This is a genomic window from Microlunatus ginsengisoli (genome assembly GCF_039537205.1).
Lineage (GTDB): Bacteria > Actinomycetota > Actinomycetes > Propionibacteriales > Propionibacteriaceae > Microlunatus > Microlunatus ginsengisoli.
In genome coordinates this window covers 143,830-165,751 of sequence record NZ_BAABAB010000049.1, presented here as the reverse complement: position 1 = coordinate 165,751, position 21,922 = coordinate 143,830, and the positions used below count along the sequence as shown (strand labels likewise).

The 21,922-nt window shown below is 69.3% G+C and carries 22 protein-coding genes and 1 tRNA gene; 11 read left to right on the top strand and 12 right to left on the bottom strand.

Annotated elements, in window-relative coordinates:
* Window positions 1–252: 252 nt before the first annotated feature.
* Window positions 253–1,002, top strand: coding sequence for a class I SAM-dependent DNA methyltransferase (locus ABD747_RS23375; protein WP_344809203.1), 750 nt, complete (start codon window positions 253–255; stop codon window positions 1,000–1,002).
* 48 nt (window positions 1,003–1,050) lie between these two features.
* Here ABD747_RS23375 and ABD747_RS23370 read toward each other — a convergent pair whose 3' ends face one another.
* From ABD747_RS23370 to ABD747_RS23350, 5 genes are all read right to left on the bottom strand, one after another.
* Complete coding sequence (locus ABD747_RS23370; RefSeq protein ID WP_344809201.1) at window positions 1,051–1,752, bottom strand: hypothetical protein; 702 nt, start codon at window positions 1,750–1,752, stop codon at window positions 1,051–1,053.
* Between the two features lie 353 nt (window positions 1,753–2,105).
* The gene (locus ABD747_RS23365; RefSeq protein ID WP_344809199.1) at window positions 2,106–3,230 is read right to left on the bottom strand and encodes a DUF6790 family protein; all 1,125 of its coding nucleotides are present in this window, start codon (window positions 3,228–3,230) and stop codon (window positions 2,106–2,108) included.
* Window positions 3,221–3,574 (bottom strand): hypothetical protein, encoded by a 354-nt coding sequence (locus tag ABD747_RS23360; protein ID WP_344809197.1) that lies wholly within the window; start codon window positions 3,572–3,574, stop codon window positions 3,221–3,223. The genes ABD747_RS23365 and ABD747_RS23360 overlap by 10 nt, the downstream gene beginning before the upstream one ends.
* A 69-nt stretch (window positions 3,575–3,643) precedes the next feature.
* Entirely contained in the window at window positions 3,644–4,159 is a 516-nt protein-coding gene (locus ABD747_RS23355; protein WP_344809195.1) for a DUF1269 domain-containing protein, read from the bottom strand.
* Window positions 4,160–4,163: 4 nt separating this feature from the next.
* Entirely contained in the window at window positions 4,164–4,571 is a 408-nt protein-coding gene (locus ABD747_RS23350; protein WP_344809193.1) for a YncE family protein, read from the bottom strand.
* Window positions 4,572–4,850: 279 nt separating this feature from the next.
* Here ABD747_RS23350 and ABD747_RS23345 point away from each other — a divergent pair, with 279 nt between their 5' ends.
* Both ABD747_RS23345 and ABD747_RS23340 read left to right on the top strand, forming a co-directional pair.
* On the top strand, window positions 4,851–5,054 hold the full coding sequence (locus ABD747_RS23345) for a hypothetical protein (protein WP_344809191.1): 204 nt from the start codon (window positions 4,851–4,853) through the stop codon (window positions 5,052–5,054).
* A 370-nt stretch (window positions 5,055–5,424) separates the two neighbouring features.
* Window positions 5,425–5,547, top strand: a complete 123-nt coding sequence (locus tag ABD747_RS23340) for a hypothetical protein (RefSeq protein ID WP_344809190.1) — start codon at window positions 5,425–5,427, stop codon at window positions 5,545–5,547.
* A 641-nt stretch (window positions 5,548–6,188) separates the two neighbouring features.
* On the opposite strand, the gene ABD747_RS23335 is transcribed toward ABD747_RS23340, so the two are convergent.
* Window positions 6,189–6,262, bottom strand: a tRNA-Gly gene (locus ABD747_RS23335).
* A gap of 74 nt (window positions 6,263–6,336) precedes the next feature.
* Between ABD747_RS23335 and ABD747_RS23330 the strand changes: the two genes are divergently transcribed.
* From ABD747_RS23330 to ppgK, 6 genes are all read left to right on the top strand, one after another.
* Window positions 6,337–6,702, top strand: a complete 366-nt coding sequence (locus tag ABD747_RS23330; RefSeq protein ID WP_344809188.1) for a VOC family protein — start codon at window positions 6,337–6,339, stop codon at window positions 6,700–6,702.
* A 129-nt stretch (window positions 6,703–6,831) separates the two neighbouring features.
* Window positions 6,832–7,488, top strand: coding sequence for a DUF1707 SHOCT-like domain-containing protein (locus tag ABD747_RS23325; protein WP_344809186.1), 657 nt, complete (start codon window positions 6,832–6,834; stop codon window positions 7,486–7,488).
* Window positions 7,489–7,530: 42 nt separating this feature from the next.
* Window positions 7,531–8,430, top strand: a complete 900-nt coding sequence (locus tag ABD747_RS23320) for an alpha/beta fold hydrolase (RefSeq protein ID WP_344809184.1) — start codon at window positions 7,531–7,533, stop codon at window positions 8,428–8,430.
* 13 nt (window positions 8,431–8,443) lie between these two features.
* Window positions 8,444–8,941: a PH domain-containing protein gene (locus ABD747_RS23315; protein WP_344809182.1), complete on the top strand. Its 498-nt coding sequence runs from the start codon at window positions 8,444–8,446 to the stop codon at window positions 8,939–8,941.
* 206 nt (window positions 8,942–9,147) lie between these two features.
* Entirely contained in the window at window positions 9,148–11,352 is a 2,205-nt protein-coding gene (locus ABD747_RS23310; protein WP_344809180.1) for a PH domain-containing protein, read from the top strand.
* Between the two features lie 96 nt (window positions 11,353–11,448).
* A complete protein-coding gene (ppgK, locus tag ABD747_RS23305) occupies window positions 11,449–12,258 on the top strand; it encodes a polyphosphate--glucose phosphotransferase (protein ID WP_344809178.1) in 810 nt (269 codons plus the stop codon).
* A 145-nt stretch (window positions 12,259–12,403) separates the two neighbouring features.
* Here the strand turns inward: ppgK and argS are convergent, their stop codons facing one another.
* From argS to ABD747_RS23285, 4 genes are all read right to left on the bottom strand, one after another.
* Complete coding sequence (argS, locus tag ABD747_RS23300) at window positions 12,404–14,041, bottom strand: arginine--tRNA ligase (protein WP_344809176.1); 1,638 nt, start codon at window positions 14,039–14,041, stop codon at window positions 12,404–12,406.
* A gap of 204 nt (window positions 14,042–14,245) precedes the next feature.
* The gene (locus ABD747_RS23295; protein WP_344809174.1) at window positions 14,246–14,605 is read right to left on the bottom strand and encodes a VOC family protein; all 360 of its coding nucleotides are present in this window, start codon (window positions 14,603–14,605) and stop codon (window positions 14,246–14,248) included.
* 52 nt (window positions 14,606–14,657) lie between these two features.
* Complete coding sequence (locus tag ABD747_RS23290; protein WP_344809172.1) at window positions 14,658–15,311, bottom strand: DUF1707 SHOCT-like domain-containing protein; 654 nt, start codon at window positions 15,309–15,311, stop codon at window positions 14,658–14,660.
* A gap of 50 nt (window positions 15,312–15,361) precedes the next feature.
* Complete coding sequence (locus ABD747_RS23285) at window positions 15,362–16,381, bottom strand: helix-turn-helix domain-containing protein (RefSeq protein WP_344809170.1); 1,020 nt, start codon at window positions 16,379–16,381, stop codon at window positions 15,362–15,364.
* 135 nt (window positions 16,382–16,516) lie between these two features.
* Between ABD747_RS23285 and ABD747_RS23280 the strand changes: the two genes are divergently transcribed.
* Window positions 16,517–17,533: a LacI family DNA-binding transcriptional regulator gene (locus ABD747_RS23280; RefSeq protein WP_344809168.1), complete on the top strand. Its 1,017-nt coding sequence runs from the start codon at window positions 16,517–16,519 to the stop codon at window positions 17,531–17,533.
* A gap of 31 nt (window positions 17,534–17,564) precedes the next feature.
* On the opposite strand, the gene ABD747_RS23275 is transcribed toward ABD747_RS23280, so the two are convergent.
* The gene (locus ABD747_RS23275) at window positions 17,565–18,152 is read right to left on the bottom strand and encodes a helix-turn-helix domain-containing protein (RefSeq protein ID WP_344809166.1); all 588 of its coding nucleotides are present in this window, start codon (window positions 18,150–18,152) and stop codon (window positions 17,565–17,567) included.
* 65 nt (window positions 18,153–18,217) lie between these two features.
* Here ABD747_RS23275 and ABD747_RS23270 point away from each other — a divergent pair, with 65 nt between their 5' ends.
* Entirely contained in the window at window positions 18,218–19,192 is a 975-nt protein-coding gene (locus tag ABD747_RS23270; RefSeq protein ID WP_344809164.1) for an NAD(P)/FAD-dependent oxidoreductase, read from the top strand.
* Window positions 19,193–19,213: 21 nt separating this feature from the next.
* Here ABD747_RS23270 and ABD747_RS23265 read toward each other — a convergent pair whose 3' ends face one another.
* Window positions 19,214–21,883 (bottom strand): aminotransferase class I/II-fold pyridoxal phosphate-dependent enzyme, encoded by a 2,670-nt coding sequence (locus ABD747_RS23265; RefSeq protein WP_344809162.1) that lies wholly within the window; start codon window positions 21,881–21,883, stop codon window positions 19,214–19,216.
* Between the last annotated feature and the right edge of the window lie 39 nt (window positions 21,884–21,922).

Below are 21,922 nucleotides of genomic sequence, written 5' to 3'. Positions count from 1 at the left end.
CGTCGAGGTCGTTCTCCCGGCCGAGTTCCTCGCTCGCGCCTCCACCAACCCCGACGACATCGCCGCACGCCGGTCGCTCACCCTCGACTGAGGTCGTCCGCTACCACCCGCTCTCGACGACGGATGCTCCCTCGTGCCCAGAAGTTGATCATGAGGAGCGTGCGGCGGACCGCGATGCGCCGACGAGGGAGCATCCGTCGTCGAACTCGGGCTGGCGGCGCGCGACCAACCCCGACTCGTACCATGTCGACGGTGCGAGACCCGGACCCGACCTTCGCCGACCCGCGGCAGGCCGCCCTATACGACGCCCTCAACGGCGACCGCAGCGACCTCGACGCTTACCTGGCGATCGCCGACGAGGTGAGCGCTCGGCGCGTCATCGACATCGGTTGCGGGACGGGTTCCCTCGCGGTCCGGCTCGCCGAACGCGGCTTCTCCGTCGTCGGTGTCGATCCGGCGACGGCTTCCCTCGATGTCGCCCGGACCAAGCCGTTCGCGGAGCTCGTCACCTGGGTGGCCGGCGACGCCACTGCCCTGGTCGATCTCGAACTCGCGGCGGATCTTGCCGTGATGACGGGCAATGTGGCACAGGTTTTCGTCTCCGACGGCGATTGGTCCGCCACCCTGCGCGCGATCCGGGCTTCGCTGCGGGCCGGCGGCTGGTTCGTCTTCGAGACCCGGCGACCGGAGGTCCGGGACTGGGAGACCTGGAGCCGCCCACCGTCGCCGGTCACCCTGCCCGACGGACGTCCGGCGATCGTGGCCTGCACCGTGACCGAGGTCGCACTCCCGTTCGTGACCTTCGAGGGCTCGACCGCCGTCGGCGGAGAGACCCTGCTTTCCGCCTCGACCTTGCGCTTCCGGGAACGCGACGAGATCGAGCGCGACCTCGGCCGCCACGGGTTCGCTGTCGCGGACGTACGTGACGCGCCGGATCGTCCGGGCAAGGAGATGGTTTTCGTGGCCCGATCCGTCGACGGCACGGACGACCGCAGCTGGTGACGCGCGCACCGCTTCCCCGGACCAGAGCTCGGTCGCCCCAGATGCCGGCTATCTCGTCGCTGGCCCGTCGCTCGCCGACGCGGCGCGGCGCAGCCGCCGAGCACCGAGAGCGTTGAGCCCGCCGGTCCAGACCAGCACCATGACGCAGAACTGCAGCCAGGTGGCCGGCGTCATCGCGTCGGCGAGCAGCCGTCGGGCGGATTCGTACGGCGTGAGCCAGCCTCGTCCGGCCTCGAGGCCGTGGGTGAGACCCAGGAGCCACCACAGAGCGAGGGGAATCACCACGGTGGCGATGAACGCCAGCGCCCGGGAGCGGAACAGCCCGCCGAAGCCGGTCCCGGTGAGCACCGCGACGCACTGCACCAGGACGCAGCCGATCGTCAGCGCGAACAGGTGGGCCCATCGACCGGGCGCGGTCGAGGCAACCAGCACCGGGACCACCGCGGCCAACTGCCCCACCAGTGCGACCACCGCCGCCACCAGCACGGACGCGACGAGAACGGAAAGGACGTCCGGACGACCGGGCAGACGTCGCAGATCCGCAACCGACAAGACTCCGATCAACGGCACCAGAACCGACATGACGCTCTGCGCCGGCGCGGTCACCGTCATCACCGTCCGCTCAGCGGGGTTGATCGAGGCTGTGATCGCGACCGATACCGCCAAGCAGACGAGCACACAGCCGATGATCAACAACCAGCGTCGACGGCTGCCGGTCGCCCGGCGCAGCACTTGCTCGACCCCCCTCACGCCATCAACCGGGGACCGGACGGCGCGGGCGACATGCGGACAGTATGGTCGGTGCGTCAGGATCGGATCAGCATGAGTGCGTGGTCGTCAAGAACCGGTTTCGTGGGGTCGGAGCTGGTTTCGGCGAGGTGACGGAATACTGCATCGCCCAGTGCGCCGAGGTCTCGGACAGTTGCGACACCGACGGCGATCTCGACATCGCTTGGCTGCCCCCAACCCTGACCAGCCGCCCACCACCTCGATCGAGGCAGCGGAATCAGGATTGCCCCTGGTTGATCGCCCGGTCCGATCCGTCGATGATCCGTTCGGAGCGGATCAAGGTCTTGCCTGTCGCTTCTCTCCCCTTCAACTCGCTAGACGAGCTGCGATACGAGTGCGTAGCCCAGGAAGACCACGGCGATGACGCCGACCAGGAGGTCAGTCCAGGTGGCCAAGTGCTCCGCGGGGTTCTTGTTCTTCTTGGTGACGTGCATCAGGCCGGCGATCAGGAGGAAGACGCCACCGGCGAGGCCGGCTGGTGCTGCCCAGGCGGGGACGAGCGCCAGCAGCCCGGCGAGTCCCATGCCGAGGTTCGCGGTCGACAGCTCGCGGACTACTTGCAGCTCACTTCCGGCGGGTTGTTCGGTGCCGAGGATCTCGGCCGTGGTCTGCGGTCGGACGAGCTGGACGATGCCGGCGACCACCAGCCGCGTTCCGACTCCCCAGAACACCCACCACCGTCCGTAGATCTCGACAGGGTTGCCTCCGGCGGTGACCAGCTCGAGGGTCCCGGAAACGATGGGGAGAATGACGGTTTGGAGCAGGACTCCGATGAAGTAGCCCATGGTCAGTTGCTTCCTTCTGGTGTGTCTGGGTTCGGTACGTTTGGTCGGCCCGATCCGGTGTTGATGGTGCGGGGGATGTGGGTTTCTGGTGTCCGCGCAGGATCCAGGGCAGGGTGGTTGCGACACGCTCACGGCTCGTGCTGCGGTTCGGGATGGTGATGTCCGTGGCGTCAGCGGGGATGCATGCCAGGTAGTGCCGGCATCCGGGCGGGTGTAGCCGAGACGCTGGAGCTGCGTCGCCGCGATCATGCCGAGGAATACGGCGTTGGAGTTGGTTCCCTGCACGCCCAGGTCGCGGTAGCAGTCGGTGATGCCGCGGACGAACGGGCCGGCATCGACTGATGACTGACCGTCGGCGAGGCGGGCGGCTTCTCCCTGCAAGACAAGGCTCTGCTCGAGCAGATCGGCGAGTCGCTTCGCCGCGTCACGCGCGTGGCGCACAGCGAAGGTGTGGCCGTCGGTCAGGTGGGTGACGACGCCGCTGTCGATCAGGGAGAGCGCCGCTGACTGGATGTCGGTCAACTTGTACTGGTCGGCGTCGCGGCCGATGGGACAGGGTCCGTTCATCTCGTCGCCCATGTGGAGCAGCTGCGCGTCGCGAAGGTAGACCACGACGTGACCGGTGCTGTGACCTTGACTGGGGATCAGGGCCACGGCGCCGTCGGCGAAGGTCCAGCCGACGAACCGCCGCGGACCGATGGTGATCGCTCGGGGCCCGGTCTGCTCGTAGGTCCGGGTGTGCTCACTGAACGGTCTGTACGGCTGTGGTCCCAGGGCCCGAGCAGGTCGACGGCTGACTTCAGCGCTCGGCGGAACCCGACGGTCGCGCCGGTGTCGATCATGAAGAGGGTTCGATTGAAGCGGTGCAGGAGCACGTTGGCGATGTCCGGCCGGTTCGCGGCAACGTCGAGATCCTGACCGAGCATCAAGACGGTGCGGTCGTCGATGGAGACGACGTCGCCGACGGCGTGGTCGAGGGCGGATGCGGTTGGGGACATGAGACTTCCTGGATGGTCGGTCGGTGGACTGGTGCAGCCTCCATGTGCGGAGGCGAGCTGCCGGCGGGGTCAGCCGGCAGCTGCGGTGCTGAATACGCCGAAGCCGGTGTACAGCTGCGTGCTCTGGGACGGCGACAGCTCGACCGTGACGACCCGGCGGCGCCGTCGCCCGATCGCCGTAGCCACCTTGTCGGCCTGGTCGTCGGCGTGGAGCACGAACACGGCCCCGCTGCCCGGCACGACCCGGTCTCGGATGGCCTCGAGCCGATCCGCGCCACGTCCGAGGTGCGCGAGCGGCTCCTGGGCGGCACCGGAGAAAGCTGAGTCGCTCTCGGCGCGGGAGCCCTCGGTGATCGGCAGAAGGAAGAGGTGGCCGAACAGCAACCCCCAGAACGCCCCGGTCAGGCTGCGACGTTCGCCCCCGACAGGGGTGGACTGCCAGGCGCTGGGTCTGTTCTCGTCGTCGGGCCACTCGACCACTGCGAGGTCGTCGATCGCCGACGCCGACATGGGCAGCCAGCTCAGTCGGTCAGCGGCGCGCTCAGCTCCGCCGGATGGATAGGCGAAGATCGTGATCATCGTCATGGCTCTACCGTCCTCTCCCCCACTCCAATTTCGCTTCACGTCGGCTGACGCGACGGCCGTCGAAGACTGGGGTTGTGTCCAGACCTGTCACCGGGGGGACGGTGAGGTAGGTCAGGGCGTCGTCGTCGTAGTTCGGGACGTAGGCCGTGCGGCGCTTGGTGTCCACGGCGATACCCAGCGCATACCGTCCGGAGCCACTGACCGCGAGGTAGTTCGGCAGCGGATTGCCCGTGGCGATCTTGGGTGCAGTCATGAACTTGATCGTCTTGCCGGTCGTCGCGTCGAGGACGGCGATGCAGGCCATGCCGGTCATCCACAGCCTCTTGCCGCCGGGAGCGATGGTCATGGACAGGACTGGCCCGGGCTTCGTGGGCTGCACGGTCTTGGTGATCTTGCCGGTGCTGGCTCTCACCCTCCAGAGGTGACCGTCGTTCTCGTCGCCGACCCAGATCGACTTGGGCCCTCTTGCTGGCAGCGAGAGCGCCCGGCTCGGCGGGCAGCGTGGTCCGCGCGTGATCTCGCCGGTCTTGGTGCTGACAGCGATCAGTTGATTGCGGGCCCTCCCGAGTGTTGGGGTGCGGATTCGACGGCGGTGATCACGTACGCCCGTGTCCCTGGTGCCGTGCTGCCGCCGAGGGCGGCGGTAACGGCGGTGGTGACGGCGGTGGTGACGCCAATCAGATGACGGCTGATGGACATGCTGGCGGCCAACGGCCAGCCGCACCAGTCAGTCCGCACCATCGCCCGATCACGCGCGCTTGCCCGACGCTCAGGTGAGAACTGGCCCCCGCGACCAGAAACGACACAGATCTTGCTGGCCGCGCAAGCCAGCCTGCCAGTCGCCGACGCCGAACGCGCCTACCTGCAAGGACTCCTCGGCCAAGACAAGTCCTGAGCACGACCACCTGTCTTCCCGAGCGGTATCCATCATCAGGTAGCTGCGGTCGACGGCTCGTCGGGCACCGGCTTGGACAGAAGTGACATGCCGCCGAGAGCGCTCTCCCGTGTGTGCCGGCTGGCGCGGCTCCGGGTTGTCGACGCCCGCCCGATGGGTCGTGAGGTCCTTTGGATGCAGGGTGCGAGAGTGCGATCCCATCGTGGGGTCTCGCGCGGGGCGTCACTGCATCAACTCGTCCGAGACCGGCATCGCGATGCGCGGGAAGGTGTCGTCTTGGACTCCGAGCACAATCGACGACACCTGATCCCACGCGATGAATGCCGGATCCACCTCCCTTGCGCGGCGGGTGCCGTCACTGTCAACAACGATGCTGCAGAGTCGAGGAAGGCCGGCGCTGTACGGCAGCGCGACCCGGCTGATCCTCGACGGTCACACCATCACCGACACCGACTACCCGCCCAGTCTGACAGACCACGGCCGCGAGCCCTGACCTCACAAGCGAGCTCCAACGACGCGCTGATGGGGCTTTGTCCGTGGCTCCGGGGGCGAGTGCGTCGCTAACGTCTCGGGCATGAGCAAGTCGCTTGCGTGCCGGGTCGGCCGGCACAACTGGGAAACCGAAATGCGACGCCTCGACGACGTAGAAGCAGCCCGTCCCGTCTTGGTCTGCTCGCGCTGCGGGAAAACAGACGCTGGGGAGCGGATCCCACCGAGCCACGGCACGGGGTACCACGATCCACCGAACATGGGCGTAGGAGGAGGAGTTGATGTGGGCGGAGGAGGCGGGTTCTAGCTGTCCGTAGGTAGAACCTCCGCAACAGCGCCCGCGCGCAAGCGTTCTCCTACCGCACCCTCGGATCGGCGGCCTCGATCGTTAGTGTCTCGAAGTCGACCCGCTTCCGAGCGCTTGACGAAGAGGATGCTGTCACGCCGAAGGTCGCTGTCTTCCACTTCGCACCCCCCCGCGCCGCGGTCGACTCGGTCGGGTGCAGCCGGCCGAGCTGGCACTTGATTGATCAGACCGGCGTCAAGCACTGCAGTATCCACGTCGAGGGCACGGCGAGCGGATAGACTTGATTTTCGATTTCTGCCCTGGTCACGGAACGTACGTGTGACCAGGGCTTTCGGGGGTGGAGCGGATGACGGGAATCGAACCCGCACTGTCAGCTTGGGAAGCTGATGTTCTGCCATTGAACTACATCCGCTGGACGGCCCGAGGACAGAGAACTGTCAGACCGCCGCTGTAGCTTAGCCGATCTCGAACCAGGAGGGCTCACGCATGACAGCAGCATTGAGATTCGCGCAGGTCGTCGTCGACTGCGAGCACGCGAGCAGGCTGGGCGGTTTCTACGCCGAACTGCTCGACCGGCCGCTCGCCGAGGACCCGAACGAATACTTCGCGTTCATCCCGGCAAGCACGGATCCGCCGTTTCCCGGCCTGATGTTCCTCCAGGTGCCCGAGCCGCGGGCGGGGAAGAACCGGCTGCACATCGACCTGATGACCGAGGACAAGGACGCGGCGGTGGCGCGGGCGATCGCGCTTGGCGCGACCCACCTCGGCGACTTCGACGAATACGGCGCGGTCTGGACCACGCTCGCGGACCCGGAGGGCAACATGTTCGACATCGCGATCCATCGGGAGTGACCCGGATCACGTGGCGGAGCAGGGAGCCACCATCCGGGCTCAGGGATCTCCCGGATCGATAGGAAGCGCCGCCCTGGTATGCGCGCCGAGGCGTGGAACGATCGGCTCGGCAGGCATAGCGTTGACGATATGACTGACAGCCGTCCCGAACCCGTCAACGTCGGCCCGATCGCCGGCGGAAACCTGCGCGCCTCCGACGCCGACCGTGACCAGGTCGCCACGGTGCTCAGCACGGCGTACGCGGAGGGCCGGCTCACCCGCGAGGAGCACGACGAGCGGCTCGACAAGGCCATGGCGGCGCGGACGTTCGACGAGCTCGTCCCGCTCACCCATGACCTCGTCGTGGTTGCGCCGCCGAAGATGACGACGCTGTCCAGCCAGGCGGACTCGCCCTACCAGATCGACACCGCGCACGCGTCGGACGACGTCGACAACATGATTGCGGTATTCGGCGGTGTGAACCGCAAGGGCCGCTGGCGGATGAAGAAGCAGTCGAGGGCGTACGCGCTGTTCGGCGGCATCGATCTCGACCTGCGGGAGGCGACGTTCGAGGGACCGGTGGTCGAGATCAGTGGGATGTGGTGCTTCGGCGGCCTCGACATCAAGCTGCCCGCGGGCATGGAGGTGCGCGACCAGACCGCCGGCATCTTCGGTGGCACCGACATCAAGGACCTCGGCGAACGCGACCCGCGGGCGCCGGTGCTGGTGATCAAGGGGATGAGCCTGTTCGGTGGCGTGTCGGTCCGTGGACCGAAGCCGCCCAAGGCCGAACGTCGCCGCCGCTGACTCGAACGTTGGCGCCGCGCGACGGTTCTACGCTGAGCACTTGTGGAGACCATCGCGCTGCCGAACGGTCGTGTCCTGGAGTATCTGCTGGACGGTCCCGCTGACGGGCCGGCCCTGCTGGTCCATCACGGAACACCGGGTGGTGCGGTCCGCATCCCGCCCGTCTTCGCCGCCGCCGCGCGACACGGCCTCCGGACGATCCTCGCCGGGCGGCCCGGCTACGGTGCTTCGACACCCCGGCCCGAGCGAGGGATCGCCGACGTCGCGCCCGACGTCGAGATCCTGCTGGACGCGCTCGGCGTCGATGACTTCCTCACTCTCGGCTGGTCCGGTGGTGGTCCGCACGCGCTCGCCTGCGCAGCCCTGCTTCCGCAGCGCTGCCGCGGTGTCGCCCTGCTCGCCGGGGTGGCGCCGCACGACGGCCAGGGCCTCGACTTCAGTGCGGGCATGTGTGCGGATAACGTCGCCGAGTTCGGCTTCGCCGCCGAGGGCCGCGCGGCGCTCGAACCGCTGCTGATCCAGGCGGCGCCGGCGATGGCCACCGTCACTGCCGAGGCCCTGACGGCGTCCCCCAGCGACGTCTTCTGCGATGCCGACCGGCGCGCCATGGCCGACGGGCTCGACAGCTTCATGATCGAGGTCGCCAGCCACGGCGTGTCATCCGGGATCGCGGGCTGGCGCGACGACGACCTCGCCTTCGTCTCCGGCTGGGGATTCGAGCTCGAGCGGGTCACCTGTCCGGTCGCCGTCTGGCACGGAACAGACGACCTCATGGTGCCGGTCGGCCACGGTCGCTGGCTCGGCGACCACCTGACGCACGCCGAGGTCCACGTGCGGCCGGGACACGGGCACGTGTCACTGCTGAACGAGTCCGAGGCGATCCTGGCGTGGCTCATCGGCGCGGCCGGAGCGCCGCCGGAGCGGACCGGGAGCGTTGGCTAGCCTTGAGACCGTCATGGACGAGCTCTTCGCACCACCGGGCTACGAGTGGCAGCGCCTCTCCCCGAGTTACAAGACGATGCGCAAACTGCTCGCCTGCACCGTCCCGCCGCTGCTCGGAACCATCCCGGCGCTGCTGTTCGGGCTGATCGGCGGCGGCAACTGGTGGTGGTTCTCCGCGGCGATCTGGGCGGCGACCGGCGGATACAGCCTGTTCCGGCTGATCCGGAGCAGCCCCAGCTGGACCTCCTGGGGCTACGTCGAGCGCGAGGACGACCTCTACATCACCCACGGCGTCTGGTTCCGCAAGCTCGTCGCCGTCCCGTACGGCCGGATGCAGCTGGTCGAGGTCGAGTCGGGCCCGCTGGAGCGTGCGTTCGGTCTGGCCGCGGTCAGCCTGCGGACGGCCAGCCCGGAGACCGGTGCCCGGATTCCCGGTCTGGCGCCGGACGAGGCCGCCCGGCTGCGCGATCGGCTCACCGAGCTCGGCGAGTCGCGCGCCTCGGGGCTATGACGGAACCGAGCAACGAGGCCCTTCGACAGGCTCAGGGCACAGCGGGGGGAGAAGCTCCAGGCACAGGCACAGCGGAGGGAGAAACTCAGCGCCCAGACGAGACCCCCGAGACGAACGATCTGAGCGCGGCGGCTCGGCAGAGCCAGGCCAAGCAAACCCGCCGACCGCACCCGCTGACTCCGTTCATCCGCGGCTGGCTCATCCTGGTGGCGATCATCTTCGGCTTCTCCCGCCAGGTGATCGACCAGCTGAACAGCGACGAGCGGCTGGACACCGGCGACCTCGCCTGGCTCGTGCCGATCGTCGGCGCCGTGGTCCTGATCGCCGCACTCGCCGGGCTGGTCAGCTGGTATTTCACCCGCTTCGTGATCGACGACGACGAACTGCGGATCGAGACCGGGGCGGTCTTCAAGCAGTCCAAGAAGGTGCCGTTCGAGCGGCTCCAGTCCGTCGACGTGATCCAGCCGTTCGCGGCCCGGCTGTTCGGTCTGGCCGAGTTGCGGCTGGAGGCGGGCGCCGGCGGCAACGGAATCAAGCTCCGCTACCTCAGCCAGGCGGAGGCGAGCCGGCTGCGGGACTACCTGCTCACCCGGGCGCACGGCAAGCAGGCATCGATCGCCGACGCGCAGTCCGCCCGCCCGGCCAGCCGGCTCACCGACCTCGGCACCGCCGAGCGACCCTTGGTCACCGTCGGGCCGCCGCGACTGCTCGGCAGCTTCCTGCTGTCCAGTGAGTTCATCGGCACCGCGGTGTTCACCATCGTCATCCTGATCGTCTCCGCGACCGGCTCCACCTTCGCCCTGACCGGTCTGATCCCGGCCGTGATCAGCCTGTTCTCCCTGATCAGCAACCGGATCGTGGCGATGTTCCACTTCACCATCGCCGACTCCGCGCGCGGCTTGCGGATCACCCGCGGGCTGACCAACCTGAGCAGCCAGTCGGTCCCGGTGAACCGTATCCAGGGCGTCCGGATCAGCCAGCCGCTGCTCTGGCGCGCGCTCGGCTGGTACCGGGTCGACATCGACATCCTCGGCTACGCGACCAGTGACGAGGACGACGACAACTCCTCGTCCAGTGTGCTGCTTCCGGTGGCCGGCCCGGACGAGGTACGGATCGCGCTCGACCGCATCCTGCCCGGGATCGATCTCGACGCGATCCCGCTCGTCCGGGCGCCCCACCGCGCCGCATGGGTCCGGCCGTACGACTTCTGGACCCTGCGCTCCGGCATGGACCAGCGCGTGCTGATCACCGAGAACGGCTGGATCACCCACGTCCGCAACGTCGTTCCGCATGCCAAGAGCCAGTCCGTCCGTCTGCGGCAGGGACCGCTGCAACGCCTGCTCGGCCTGGCCGACGTCCATGTCGACACCCCGCGCGGACCGGTGCACGCCGTCGCCCATCAGCTGGACGCGGCCCTGGCCCGGCCGCTCGTGCTGACTCAGCTGGACCGGGCCCGAGCGGCACGTCGGGCCGATCGGGCCCGCGACGGCCTGCCGGCGGAGCAGCGCGACACGCAGAGCATCCTTGACCACTTCGGCGTCGAGCGCGACGAGGTGCTCGGTCGGGGCGGCGAGGCGACCGTGTACGCGCTGGATCAGGACCGGGTGCTGCGGATCTATCACTCCGACCATGAGTCGACGGCTCAGGTGATCGCGCAGTTGCAGGGGCTCTACCGGATGTGGACCGGTGGCCCGATCGAGCTCCCGACCGTGCTGGAGAACGGCGAGCGGGCCGGCCGGATCTATACCGTCACGTCCCGGCTGCACGGCGTGAGCCTGGACCGGTGGCTGGCAACCGCCGCTCCCGAGGAGCGCCGGACCGCGCTGCTGAGCTATCTCGACGCCGCCCAGGCCGTCTCGGCGCTGCCGGCACCGCTCGCCGGCTTCGCTCGGCTGGTCGGTGCGGGCGCACCGCAGCAGTTCGACTCGCTGGCCGCGCTGCTGACCGCGCAGCTGCAACCCCAGGTCGCGGTGAGCAGGGACAGGCTCGAGGCGGACCTGCCGGAGATCTCGCGCGTCTGGGACCAGTTGATGGCCGCTCTCGCGTCTCGATCGGTCCGCCCTGCGGTCGTCCACGGCGACTTCTGCCCGGCGAACACGTACGTCTCGGTCGACGGCCGCGGACAGCCGACGGTGACCGGTGTCGGGGACTTCAGCCCGCACACCCTGCTGGCCGATCCGGCGATGGACCTCGCGGGGGCGGTGATGTTCCTCGAGCTCGAACGTTACGACGGCGCCGCCGACGACGCCCGCTGGCTCGAAGCGGAGGCGGTCGGCCGCTGGGGCACCGATCTGGCCCACTGGATGGCGGTCTACCGCCGGTTCTACGGCTTCTACTTCTCCTCCGCGTACGTCTTCGACGAGGACTTGTACGTCTGGTGCCGGACCCAGCTGACCCCGCTCACCGGTTGATCCGGGCTGGTCTGTGCCCTGCGGCGCGGAAAACGCGCCGGCCCGACGCCACGAGCCCCTCGTGCCGACCGCCGGGTGCTGGATAGGCTCCGCTCTATGACCGAAGCAGCTCTCCTGGTAGCGACTCCCCACACCGAGCGTCCGGTGCTCGGCATCGACATCGGCGGCAGCGGCATCAAGGGCGCGCCGGTCGATCTGACCACAGGAGAGTTCGCGGCCAAACGACTGCGGATCGACACCCCGAAGAAGTCCACTCCGGAGAACGTGGCGACGGTCGTCGCGGAGATCGTGGACAACTTCGTGGATCAGATCGGCGACGGCCCGATCGGAATCACCATCCCGGCGGTGGTGACCCACGGCCAGACCCGCTCCGCGGCGAACATCGACAAGTCCTGGATCGACTGCCAGGCCGAGAAGGTGTTCGAGGACGTCCTCGGCCGCGACATCTACCTGATGAACGACGCCGACGCGGCCGGTATCGCCGAGGTCCATTTCGGCGCCGCGAAGGGACATCCCGGTCTGGTGCTGATGACCACCCTCGGCACCGGGATCGGAACCGCGATCGTCTATCGCGGCGTGCTGATCCCGAACTCCGAGCTGGGCCACATCGAGCTGGACGGCTACGACGCGGAGAAGCGGGCCGCCTCGAGCATCAAGGACATCGAGGGGCTGAGCTACGAGAAGTGGGCCAAGCGGCTGCAGCGCTACTACTCGGCGGTCCAGGCGCTGCTCTGGCCGGACCTGATCGTGGTCGGCGGCGGGGTCAGCAAGGATTCCGACAAGTTCTTGCACCTGCTCGACCTCAAGTGCGACATCGTGCCCGCCCAGTTGCGCAACACCGCCGGCATCGTCGGCGCTGCCTGGCTCGCCGCCGACCGCCAGCAGCACCCCGACCCGCTTGGTTGAGGTTCGCTCGTTCCGGGCCACCGACCGTTAACTGTGCAGCTGTTGCATCCGCCGCCGGCGTGTCGATGCAACAGCTGCACAGTTTCCGGGCGAGGTGGGCGGGACGGTCGTTCCGGACCCCCGTCCGGAACGCGGCCGCGAAGCACTACATCCGGTCGAGCGCCTCGATCCCGAGCAGGTCGAGGCCGCTGGCCAGCACCTGCTTGACGGCGCGACATAGGGCCAACCGCGAGTTGCGGACGGCACCGGCGGACTTCAGCACCGGGCACTGCTCGTAGAACGTGGACACGGCGACGGCGAGGTCGTACAGGTAGGCGCACAGCCGGTGCGGCTGCAGCGTCTGGGCGACCTCGTCGACCACCTCGCCGTAGCGCGAGAGCAGCAGCGCGACCGTCTGCTCGGCCGGCTCGTCCAGCACGGTGACCGTCTCCGGCGAGCCGAGCCCCTCCGCCTCGGCCTTGCGCAGCACCTGCGACATCCGGGCATGGGCGTATTGCAGGTACGGGCCGGTGTTTCCCGTCGTCTGCACCATCCGGTCGACGTCGAACACGTAGTCCTTGTTCAGGCCGTTGGAGAGGTCGGCGTACTTGATCGCGGCCAGCGCGATCGGCGGCGCCGCCTTCTCCTCGGCCATGTCGAGCAGGTCCGCGAGCAGCATGGCCTTGCCGTCCCGGGTCTTGTACGGCTTGCCGTCCGGGCCGAGCACCATGCCGTAGCCCACGTGCTCGGCGGCAGCGTCGTCCGGCAACCAGCCGGCCTTGCGGCAGACGGCGAAGACCTGGGCGAAGTGATCCGCCTGGCGAACGTCGGTGACGTAGATCAACCGGTTCGCGTGCAGGTCGCGGATCCGGTGCCGGACCGCCGCGAGGTCGGTGATCGAGTAGCCGTAACCGCCGTCGGACTTGCGGACGATCATCGGCGCGTTGAAGCCCTCGACGAACACGCACAGCGCCCCGTCGTCGATCACCGCCGTCCCGTTCGCCTCCAGCTCGGCGGCCACCGAGGCCAGGTCGTCGTTGTAGGTCGACTCCCCGGCCAGGTCGTCGTCGGTCAACTTGACGTTCAGCCGGGCGTACGTCGCATTGAAGCCGACCAGCGAAACGGCCACCAGGTCGCGCCAGATCTTCCGGGTCTGCTCGTCGCCCGACTGCAGCGCGACTACCCGCTTCCGGGCCCGGGTGGCGAACTCCTCGTCCTCCCGGAAGTGCTTCGATCCGCGTTTGTAGAGATCCTCCGCCTCGGCCAGGGTGAGTGCCGAGGCATCGATCCCCTCGTCCAGCGTCTCCTCGACCAGCATCCCGAACTGGGTGCCCCAGTCGCCGATGTGGTTCTGCGGAATGACCCGGTGGCCGAGCGCGGTCAGCACCCGGTTGAAGCAGTCGCCGATGATCGTGGTCCGCAGGTGCCCGACGTGCATCTGCTTGGCCACGTTCGGGGCGGAGTAGTCGATCACCACGGTCTGCGGCCGATCGGTCTGGGCGATGCCGGTGTGGGGGTCCGCGAGCAGGCCGTCGACCGCCCCCGCCAGCACCGTGGTCTTCAGTCGCAGGTTGATGAAGCCGGGACCGGCGATCTCCGGCGGCTCGCACAGGTCGTCGATCTGCAGTCGTTCGACGATGCTCGCCGCCACCTCGCGCGGCGGGCGTCCCTCGCTCTTGGCCAGGCGCAGGGCCACATTGGACTGGTAGTGGCCGAACTGGGGCTTGGTGGCCGGGCGGAGCTCCGGATCCACCCCAGCGACCGCCTGGATGCGCTCGCTCAGCAGAGAGGGTAGGGACGACACGAGGAGCGATTATCCCACCCGGGACCAACCCCCGGATCCCGGTCCGGCCCGGTGGAAACCGGGCCGCCGTGGGCCAACCGAGCGGTCCGGGCCGGCCACACCGCACCTCGGAGGTCGACTTCGCACCCTCCGTGCACTGTCTCAACTGCACCGTGCGAAGTCGAGCGCTGGGGTGCGGAGTGCGGCGGCTGAGCGGGTGCCGGGCTAGTCGTCGACGTGGCTGACGATGTTGATGACGTTGCCGTCGGGGGCGCGGACGAAGAACCGGCGCACCCCCCAGGGCTCGGTGGTGAGCGGGTAGACGATCTCCAGGCCGCGCCGCTGGGCGTCGTCGTAGGCGGACTCGACCTGGTCGCCGGCGTGCACCGACATCACCGAGTCGACCGGCGCGGTCGCGTCCCGGGAGACCAGCTGGACCGAGGCCCGGCCGTCGGGGGAACGCAGGTTCAGCACCCACCCGAGGTCGAAGCCTTCGACACTGAGCCCGAGGAAGCCCTCGTAGAACTCCCGCGCCTCGGCCGTGTCGCCGACGGAGAGATTCGTCACCACACCAGTCGCCTGCATCGCACGCTGCCTTCCTGCCGATCGGGAGGTCCACCGTAGGACGGACCCGGCATCAGCGAGACCGCGCGTCCTCGATCCGCCTCAGCTCGCGGCGGCTTCCCGGCCGCACCTTGAAGGATCCGAGGCCGACGCCGCCGTAGAAGACCAGCAACGGCTTGCCCGGGGCGGGGTCCCGCGGCACCTTGATCGTCTTGCTGCCCATCGACTTGGTCAGCCGGTCGGCATCGACGCCCCAGCCGTCCGGCAGGATGATCAGCACCGAGCCGGCTCCGGGCACCACCTCGACCTCGATCACCCCGGCGGCCGGCCTGGCCAGCAGGCAGTTCAGCTTGACCGACCCCATCCCCGAGCCGAGCCGCACGAACGGCGGGATGACCCAGCTGCCGTCCCGCTTCTCGCTGCTGAGACCGCCCTCGAGCCGGAGCGGGTCCTCACGCGAGTAGCCGACCGGCGGCGGGCCCTGTGTCCGCACCGGCTGGACCGCCGGAGTCGGGGTGGCGCGCCACGGCAGATCGACGGAGAGGTCGGAGAGCAGTCCCTCCAGATCGGCGTACGTCCGTGCCTGCAGGGCCACCCCGAGTCGCTCGTCGAGCTCGTCCAGGCCCAGCCGACCGTCGGCCGCCGCGGCCTGCAGGATCTCCGCGACCGCGTCCCGCTCGGCGTGTCCGACGCGCAGCTGGCCGAGCGGCACCGGATCCTGCGACATGAGCCGACTCTACCGGCCGGACCTCGCACGCTCCGGCGACGACAGCCGGCTCACGCGGAGTCCCGCTCCCAGCCGCTGCGTCGGCGCCGGCCCGACCAGCGCGTCGGGCCCTGCCCGAGCCCGGCCGGCCGCTTGATCCAGACCGCCGACTGCCCGCTGCCGACCAGAGAGCGCACCCGGTCGATCGGACACAGGCTGCGGCCGTCGGCCGTTCGCGCGGCCATCATCAGCAGCCAGACCTCGACCAGGTTGAGCCACTGCTCGTCGGCGGCGACCGTGTGCAGGGCCAAGCTCGGGTGCCGGACGGCCGCTTGCGGGTCACGAACCGGCCCGGCCGCATCGGCCTTCGAGATCATGACGTGCAGCTCGCGCTCCGGGTATGCCGATGCGATCTGCCGGATGAACTCACGGCTGTGCTGCGTCGACGAAGCGGCCCGGCCGGTATCGGCACCCTCACGGGTGGATCGGACTCCCGGAACGCGATCCGGCGCGCAGTCGAGGTCGACCGGCCTCGAACCGTGTCGCGCGGCGCGCGGCGCCGCTTGGCGCTCTTCGTCGACGACGAGGACCGCCGCCCGGCAGGTCGGAGTCAGGTAGAGGCCGAGCACGTCGACGTACCGCGCGGTGAGGCTCGGCGACACGGCGAACTCGTACGTCCCGCGCGGGCGGGGCGCGATTCCGTACTCACGCCAGATCCGCGCCACCGTGGCGTCGCCGACCCCGAGATGGCGGGCCAGCAGCCGGCTTGACCAGTGGGCGACACCCAGCTCGACGGGTGGGGCCCCCAGCGTGGCTTCGACCACCTGGCGATGGTCGACGGTGCGCGGGCGACCGCTGCGGGGCAGGTCGAGCAGACCGGCGACGCCGCTCTGGGCGAACCTGTTGCGCCACTTCGCGACCGTGGGGAGGGACAGCTCGAGCCGCTCGGCGATCTCGACGTTGCGTAGCCCCTCGGCGGCCAGCAGGACGATCCGGGCGCGGCGCGCCTGCTCCGAGTCCTCACCCGCGGCGAGCTGACCCGTCAGCCAGCGCGAGTCTGACTCCGTCAGATTGAGCGGAGCGGCGCGCATCAAGACTCCTCGTGAAACAGTTTCATATTCTGACTGCTCCGTCGGCCAAGAAGACCTACCGCCTTCTCACTAGGTTTGATCTGCTCGAGCGTCATCATGACACGAGTTAGGCCGTCGGGTAAAATCACGCCCAATATGAGGGACGGTGAGCAACAGTTTCAGAGTGGCCGTGGCGCCGGCATTCGTGAGGTCGCCCGCCGCGCCGGCGTCTCGCCGGCGACGGCCTCCCGCTCGCTGCGCGGAAACCCGTCGGTGTCCGCGGCGACCCGGGACCGGGTGCTCGCCGCCGCCCGCGAGCTCGCCTACAGCCTGCCCCGGACCCCGGACCACATCCCCCTGATCGGAGTGCTCGCCCGGTTCCCGAGCCAGTGGTATTTCGCCGAGGCGATCAGCGCGATCGAGCAGACGCTCGCTCCCGCCGACCACCGCATGGTGCTGCACAACATCGGCGGCGCAGAGAACCGCCGCCGCTTCTTCGAGCGCGTCCTGCCGCTCGGGCAGCTGGACGGCATCGTGGTCGTCTCGTCGTCGTTCGACCCGGTCGAGCGCGCCGCCCTGGATCGGACCGGACTGCCGATCACGGTCGTCGGCGGCTACGTTCCCGGCCGCCCCGGTGTCGGGATCGACGAGGAGGCGGCCGCGCGAGTCGCCACCCAGCACCTGATCGGGCTCGGCCACCGCGACATCGGGCTGATCTCGTTCGACCCGAACGAGACGGTGGGACTCGCCACGACGCGGGCGAGACGGCACGGGTTCGACGCCGCGCTCGCCGACGCGGGCCTCCGCGAGCGTCCGGAATGGATCGTCATCGCCGACGGCTCGCGGATGGCGGGCGGGGTCACCGTCGCCGAACAGTTGCTGACCCAACCGCGGTTGCCGACCGCACTGTTCGCGATGAGCGACGAACTCGCCATCGGCGCCCTGCAGGCCCTGCGCCGGGCGGGTCTGTCGGTGCCCGGTCACGTCTCCGTGGTCGGCTTCGACGATCACGAGATGGCCGCCTACATGGATCTGACCACCATCGCCCAGCCCGTCCGCGAGCAGGCTCGCGAGGCGACCCGGCTGCTGCTCGACGGAGCCACCGGCGACGACCGGCAGCGCTCCCTCCCGGTCCGGCTCGTGGTCCGCGGCACCACCGGTCCGGCGGCGTAGCGGCACCGGGTCGGCAATCGGGTCGCCGGTGTCAGCCGGAGCGCGGCCGAGCCCTGAGGTGCGCTCGCTCGCCCTGCCGCCCGAACAGGCTGAGGAACTCGACGGCGCCGGTGTCGGCTGCGTCGAACCAGTGCGGCACTCGGGTGTCGAACTCGGCCGCCTCGCCCGGGCCGAGCACCAGGTCGCGCTCACCCAGGACCAGGCGCAGGTGGCCGTCCAGCACGTAGAGCCACTCGTAACCCTCGTGGGTCTTCAGCTCCACCCGCGGCGTCGCCCGCTTGCGCGCCGGGACGACGAATTTGTACGCCTGGATGCCGCCGGACCGCCGGGTCAACGGCAGCATCGTGCGGCCGTTGCGCTTGATCGGCCGCAGGTTCACGCGAGGATCCCCGGTCGGCGGCGCGTCGACGAGCTCGTCGAGGGTCACGCCGTGGGCACGAGCCAGCGGCAGCAGCAGCTCCAGGGTCGGCCGGCGCGCGCCGGACTCCAGCCGGGACAACGTGCTGATCGAGATGCCGGTGGCCTCGGACAACTCGGTGAGCGTGATGTCCCGCTCCTGCCGAAGCCGCCGAAGGCGCGGGCCGACGGCCCCGAGGGTCTCGTCCAGATGTTCGTCCATGAAGCCAGTTTGCCATTCCGGCAAAGCCGTTTGCGTCGCGCTCCGGACGGGCGCATGCTGGCATCATGAACGCACATCCAACGGATCGATACGACGTAGCGGTGATCGGTGGCGGGGCCGCCGGGCTGAACGGCGCCCTGATGCTGGTCCGGTCGCGACGCCGCGTCCTGGTGATCGATGCCGGGCAACCGCGCAATGCGCCCGCGGAGGGCGTCCACGGGCTGCTGGGCCGCGACGGGATGGCGCCCGCCGAGCTGCTGGCGCTGGGTCGCGACGAGGTCCGCCGCTACGGCGGCGAGGTGCTCGACGCAGAGGTCGTGGCGGCCGAACGGGACGGGACGGACTTCCTGGTGACGCTCGCCGGCGGACGGACGCTGCGAGCCCGGCGGCTGCTGGTCACCACCGGCGTGATCGACGTGCTGCCCGAGGTCACCGGCCTGGCCGAGCGCTGGGGCCGAGACGTCGTGCACTGCCCGTACTGCCACGGCTGGGAGGTCCGCGACCGGGCGATCGGTGTGCTCGCCTCGTCCGAGCGTGCCCTGCACCAGGCCCTGCTGTTCCGCCAGCTCAGCGGGGACGTGATCATGTTCGCCGACGGGGTGACCTTCTCCGCGGACCAGCGAGAGGAGCTCGCGGCGGCCGGGATCGGGCTGGTCGAGGCCACGGTGAGCGGCCTGGAGATCTCCGACGACCGCTTGTCGGGCGTGCGGCTGACCGACGGAACCGTGGTCGAGCGCACCGTGCTCGCGGTCCAGACCGGGATGACCGCGCGTGCCGATCTCCTCGCCGGGGTGGGACTCCGGGCGGTCGAGCACCCGATGGGGATCGGCTCGTACGTCCCCGCGGACGCGGCGGGTCGGACCGACGTACCGGGCATCTGGGTGGCCGGCAACGTGGCCGATCCGATGGCCCAGGTCGGCGCCTCCGCCGCGGCCGGGGCGATGGCCGGCGCCGTGATCAACGCCGACCTCGTCACCGAGGACCTGCGGACCGCCGTCGCCGACCGCAGGGCTCAGGAGCTCGCCGAGGTGAGCAGCTGATCCGAGACCGCGGGGCAGCTGTCAGGCGCGGGTCGCATCGATCGCGGTCAGGGCGTCCTCGGTGAACACCGACAGGCCGAGCTCGGGTCGGTAGCCGTGGATCTCCTTGACGTCGAGCTTGAGCAGGAACTCGATGATCGCCTCCGACACGCTCTGCCCGGGCACCAGCACGGGGAACCCGGGCGGATAGGGAACGACGAACGTGGTGGAGACCAGCCGGCGGCCCTCGCGGAGCAGCGCGGCCGCCGAAGCGAGCGGGACGTAGGTCTTGTCGGTGTCGGTGTAGCCGGCATAGAAGGCGGCCCGGACGTCGCCGTCCGGTGACGTCGGGGTGGCCCGGAAGGCCGGGTCGAAGTCGCTGAAGTCGGGCAGCGCCGGCAGGTTCGTGGTCAGCGCCCGGATCTTGTCGTTCTGCAGCTGCCGCTCGGCCCGGCTGGCCAGCGACCGCTCCCGCTCCAGATCGGCGGCCGTACGGCGCAGTGCCTCCAGCAGGTAGTGCACGCTCGACCAGGTGACTCCGATGGTGAAGATCAACAACACGCTGTTGATCGAGGTCTTGTTGATCTGGATGCCGTAGCGCCCCATCAGGATCTCCTCGCGGAACTCGTACCCGTTCAGCGCGGTGTTCCCGATGTACAACGTCACCCGGGTCGGGTCCAGCACGAACTCGTCGTCGCGCCAGGACTCGTTCCAGCGGTCGACCTGACCAACGGACGGCTGCGACGGCGCACTGGATGCCCGGTAGTCCTCCGGTACCAGATCGGACTCGTCCAAGATGGTGAACCACTTGCTGAGCAGCCGGTCCGTCCGCACCCGTTGCCGGAACGCGAGGGCCATCTTGTACGCCGAGCGGACCATCTCGAAACCCTCGATGTCGACCTGCCGCCGGGCCAGGTCCAGCGACGCCATCAGCTGCTGGTTCGGCGACGTCGAGGTGTGGGTGAGGAACGCCTCCGCGAACGCCTCCCGCGACTGCTTGTTGAAGTCCTGATCGCGAACGTGGATCATCGACGCCTGCCGCAACGCCGACAGCGACTTGTGCGTCGAGTGCGTGGAATAGACCCGGATCCGCGCCTTCGACGGGTCCGGCAGCAGCCGGTGACGCGCCCACTCCGCCCGGGGCACGTCCGCCATCTCCGCCTTCCACCGGCGGTAGCGCGCCGCATACGCCGGGCTGGCCAGTTCCTGCTCCAACCGCTCCGCTGCGACCATCGCCGTGCGCTGCCGTACCCACGGCACCGCGACCGCGAACGCATACCAGGCCTCGTCCCAGAGGAAGCAGATGTCCGGCTTGATCGCCAGCACCTCCTCCATCACCCGCAGCGGGTTGTAGACCATCCCGTCGAACGTGCAGTTGGTCAGCAGCAACATCCGGACCTGGTCCAGCCGCCCAGCCGCCTCCAGGTCGAGCAGGGTCTGCTTGATCCGCTCCAGCGGCACCGCGCCGTAGATCGAGTAGTCCTGCAACGGATACGCGTCCAGATAGACCGGGTTCGCGCCGGCCAGCACCAGCCCGTAGTGATGGGACTTGTGACAGTTCCGGTCGATCAGCACGATGTCGCCCGGCCGGGTCAGGGACTGCACCACGATCTTGTTCGCGGTGGAGGTGCCGTTGGTGACGAAGAACGTCGCGTTGCTGTTCCAGGTCTCGGCCGCCTTGTCCATCGCCTCCCGCAAGGCCCCGTGCGGGTCCAGCAGCGAGTCCAGGCCGCCCGAGGTCGACGACGTCTCCGCCATGAAGATGTTCCGGCCGTAGAACTCCCCCATGTCCTGCAGCGACCGCGAGTTGAAGATGCTCGCCCCACGCGCCACCGGCAACGCATGGAACTGACCGACCGGCGACTCGGCGTACGCCCGTAAGGCGTCGAAGAACGGTGTCGTGTAGCGGGCCCGGATCCCCGCCAGCACGGTGGAGTGCAGGTCGGTGACGTCGTTCAGCCGGTAGAACGTCCGGTCGAACACTCCCGGCGCCTCCTCCGCCCCGGCCACGATCGACTCGTCGGTGAGCAGGTACAGATCGATCCGCGGCCGCAGCTCACGGATCCACTGACCGCACTCCACCCAGTCGTACGTCCGATCGATCGCGACCTCGATCGACTCCACCCCGAGCACTCGGGTCATGATCGGCAGCCGGTCCCGGGACCGCAGCGCCAGATCGTGCCGGATGATCGCCGCCTGGATCTCGCCGTTCAACGCGACCGCGGTGATCGCGTCCTCCACGCTGGACACCTGCAAGATCTCGTACTGCACCTCGTCGGTGGGCCGGCGCAATGCCCGCAGCGAGCCGGCCAGACCGTCCGGCGAGGTGACCGGCGAGTCGTCGGCCAGCAACACCGTGTAGAACTGCTGCTGCGACGCCCGCGCCACCAGCTCCTGCTCCTCCAACGGCGCGTCGTCGTCGAACAGGGCCGCCCGATCGCCGTACTCCTCCAGCAACCGCGCCGCCAGATTCGCCTGCTCCGCCAGCTCGACGGTGTCCATGTCGTCCAGGTGGTCGCGCAGCCGGGCGAGCCGCTCCTGCCCCGGATACAACCAATACCGCTCGTACGCCGCCAGCCGGTCCAGCTGTCGGCGCACCCGGCGCTCCTCCACCGCGGTGTCCAGACCGGCCCGATGCACCGCCGCCAGCTGCTGGGTCGCGTCGTCGAGCAGATGCCACACGTCCAATCGCTGCGACGAGGGATTCGCCATCGCGGACAGCGCGGAGACGCGAAGACGACGTTGACGATG

What these genes read in the sequence shown, in the direction of transcription:
- ABD747_RS23360 (WP_344809197.1), bottom strand. Translation starts at nt 3,574, where the DNA reads ATGTCCCCAACCGCATCCGCCCTCGACCACGCCGTCGGCGACGTCGTC.
- ABD747_RS23355 (WP_344809195.1), bottom strand. Translation starts at nt 4,159, where the DNA reads ATGACGATGATCACGATCTTCGCCTATCCATCCGGCGGAGCTGAGCGC.
- ABD747_RS23345 (WP_344809191.1), top strand. Translation starts at nt 4,851, where the DNA reads ATGGACATGCTGGCGGCCAACGGCCAGCCGCACCAGTCAGTCCGCACC.
- ABD747_RS23340 (WP_344809190.1), top strand. Translation starts at nt 5,425, where the DNA reads ATGCTGCAGAGTCGAGGAAGGCCGGCGCTGTACGGCAGCGCGACCCGG.
- ABD747_RS23330 (WP_344809188.1), top strand. Translation starts at nt 6,337, where the DNA reads ATGACAGCAGCATTGAGATTCGCGCAGGTCGTCGTCGACTGCGAGCAC.
- ABD747_RS23325 (WP_344809186.1), top strand. Translation starts at nt 6,832, where the DNA reads ATGACTGACAGCCGTCCCGAACCCGTCAACGTCGGCCCGATCGCCGGC.
- ABD747_RS23315 (WP_344809182.1), top strand. Translation starts at nt 8,444, where the DNA reads ATGGACGAGCTCTTCGCACCACCGGGCTACGAGTGGCAGCGCCTCTCC.
- ppgK (WP_344809178.1), top strand. Translation starts at nt 11,449, where the DNA reads ATGACCGAAGCAGCTCTCCTGGTAGCGACTCCCCACACCGAGCGTCCG.
- ABD747_RS23295 (WP_344809174.1), bottom strand. Translation starts at nt 14,605, where the DNA reads ATGCAGGCGACTGGTGTGGTGACGAATCTCTCCGTCGGCGACACGGCC.
- ABD747_RS23290 (WP_344809172.1), bottom strand. Translation starts at nt 15,311, where the DNA reads ATGTCGCAGGATCCGGTGCCGCTCGGCCAGCTGCGCGTCGGACACGCC.
- ABD747_RS23285 (WP_344809170.1), bottom strand. Translation starts at nt 16,381, where the DNA reads ATGCGCGCCGCTCCGCTCAATCTGACGGAGTCAGACTCGCGCTGGCTG.
- ABD747_RS23280 (WP_344809168.1), top strand. Translation starts at nt 16,517, where the DNA reads ATGAGGGACGGTGAGCAACAGTTTCAGAGTGGCCGTGGCGCCGGCATT.
- ABD747_RS23275 (WP_344809166.1), bottom strand. Translation starts at nt 18,152, where the DNA reads ATGGACGAACATCTGGACGAGACCCTCGGGGCCGTCGGCCCGCGCCTT.
- ABD747_RS23270 (WP_344809164.1), top strand. Translation starts at nt 18,218, where the DNA reads ATGAACGCACATCCAACGGATCGATACGACGTAGCGGTGATCGGTGGC.
- ABD747_RS23265 (WP_344809162.1), bottom strand. Translation starts at nt 21,883, where the DNA reads ATGGCGAATCCCTCGTCGCAGCGATTGGACGTGTGGCATCTGCTCGAC.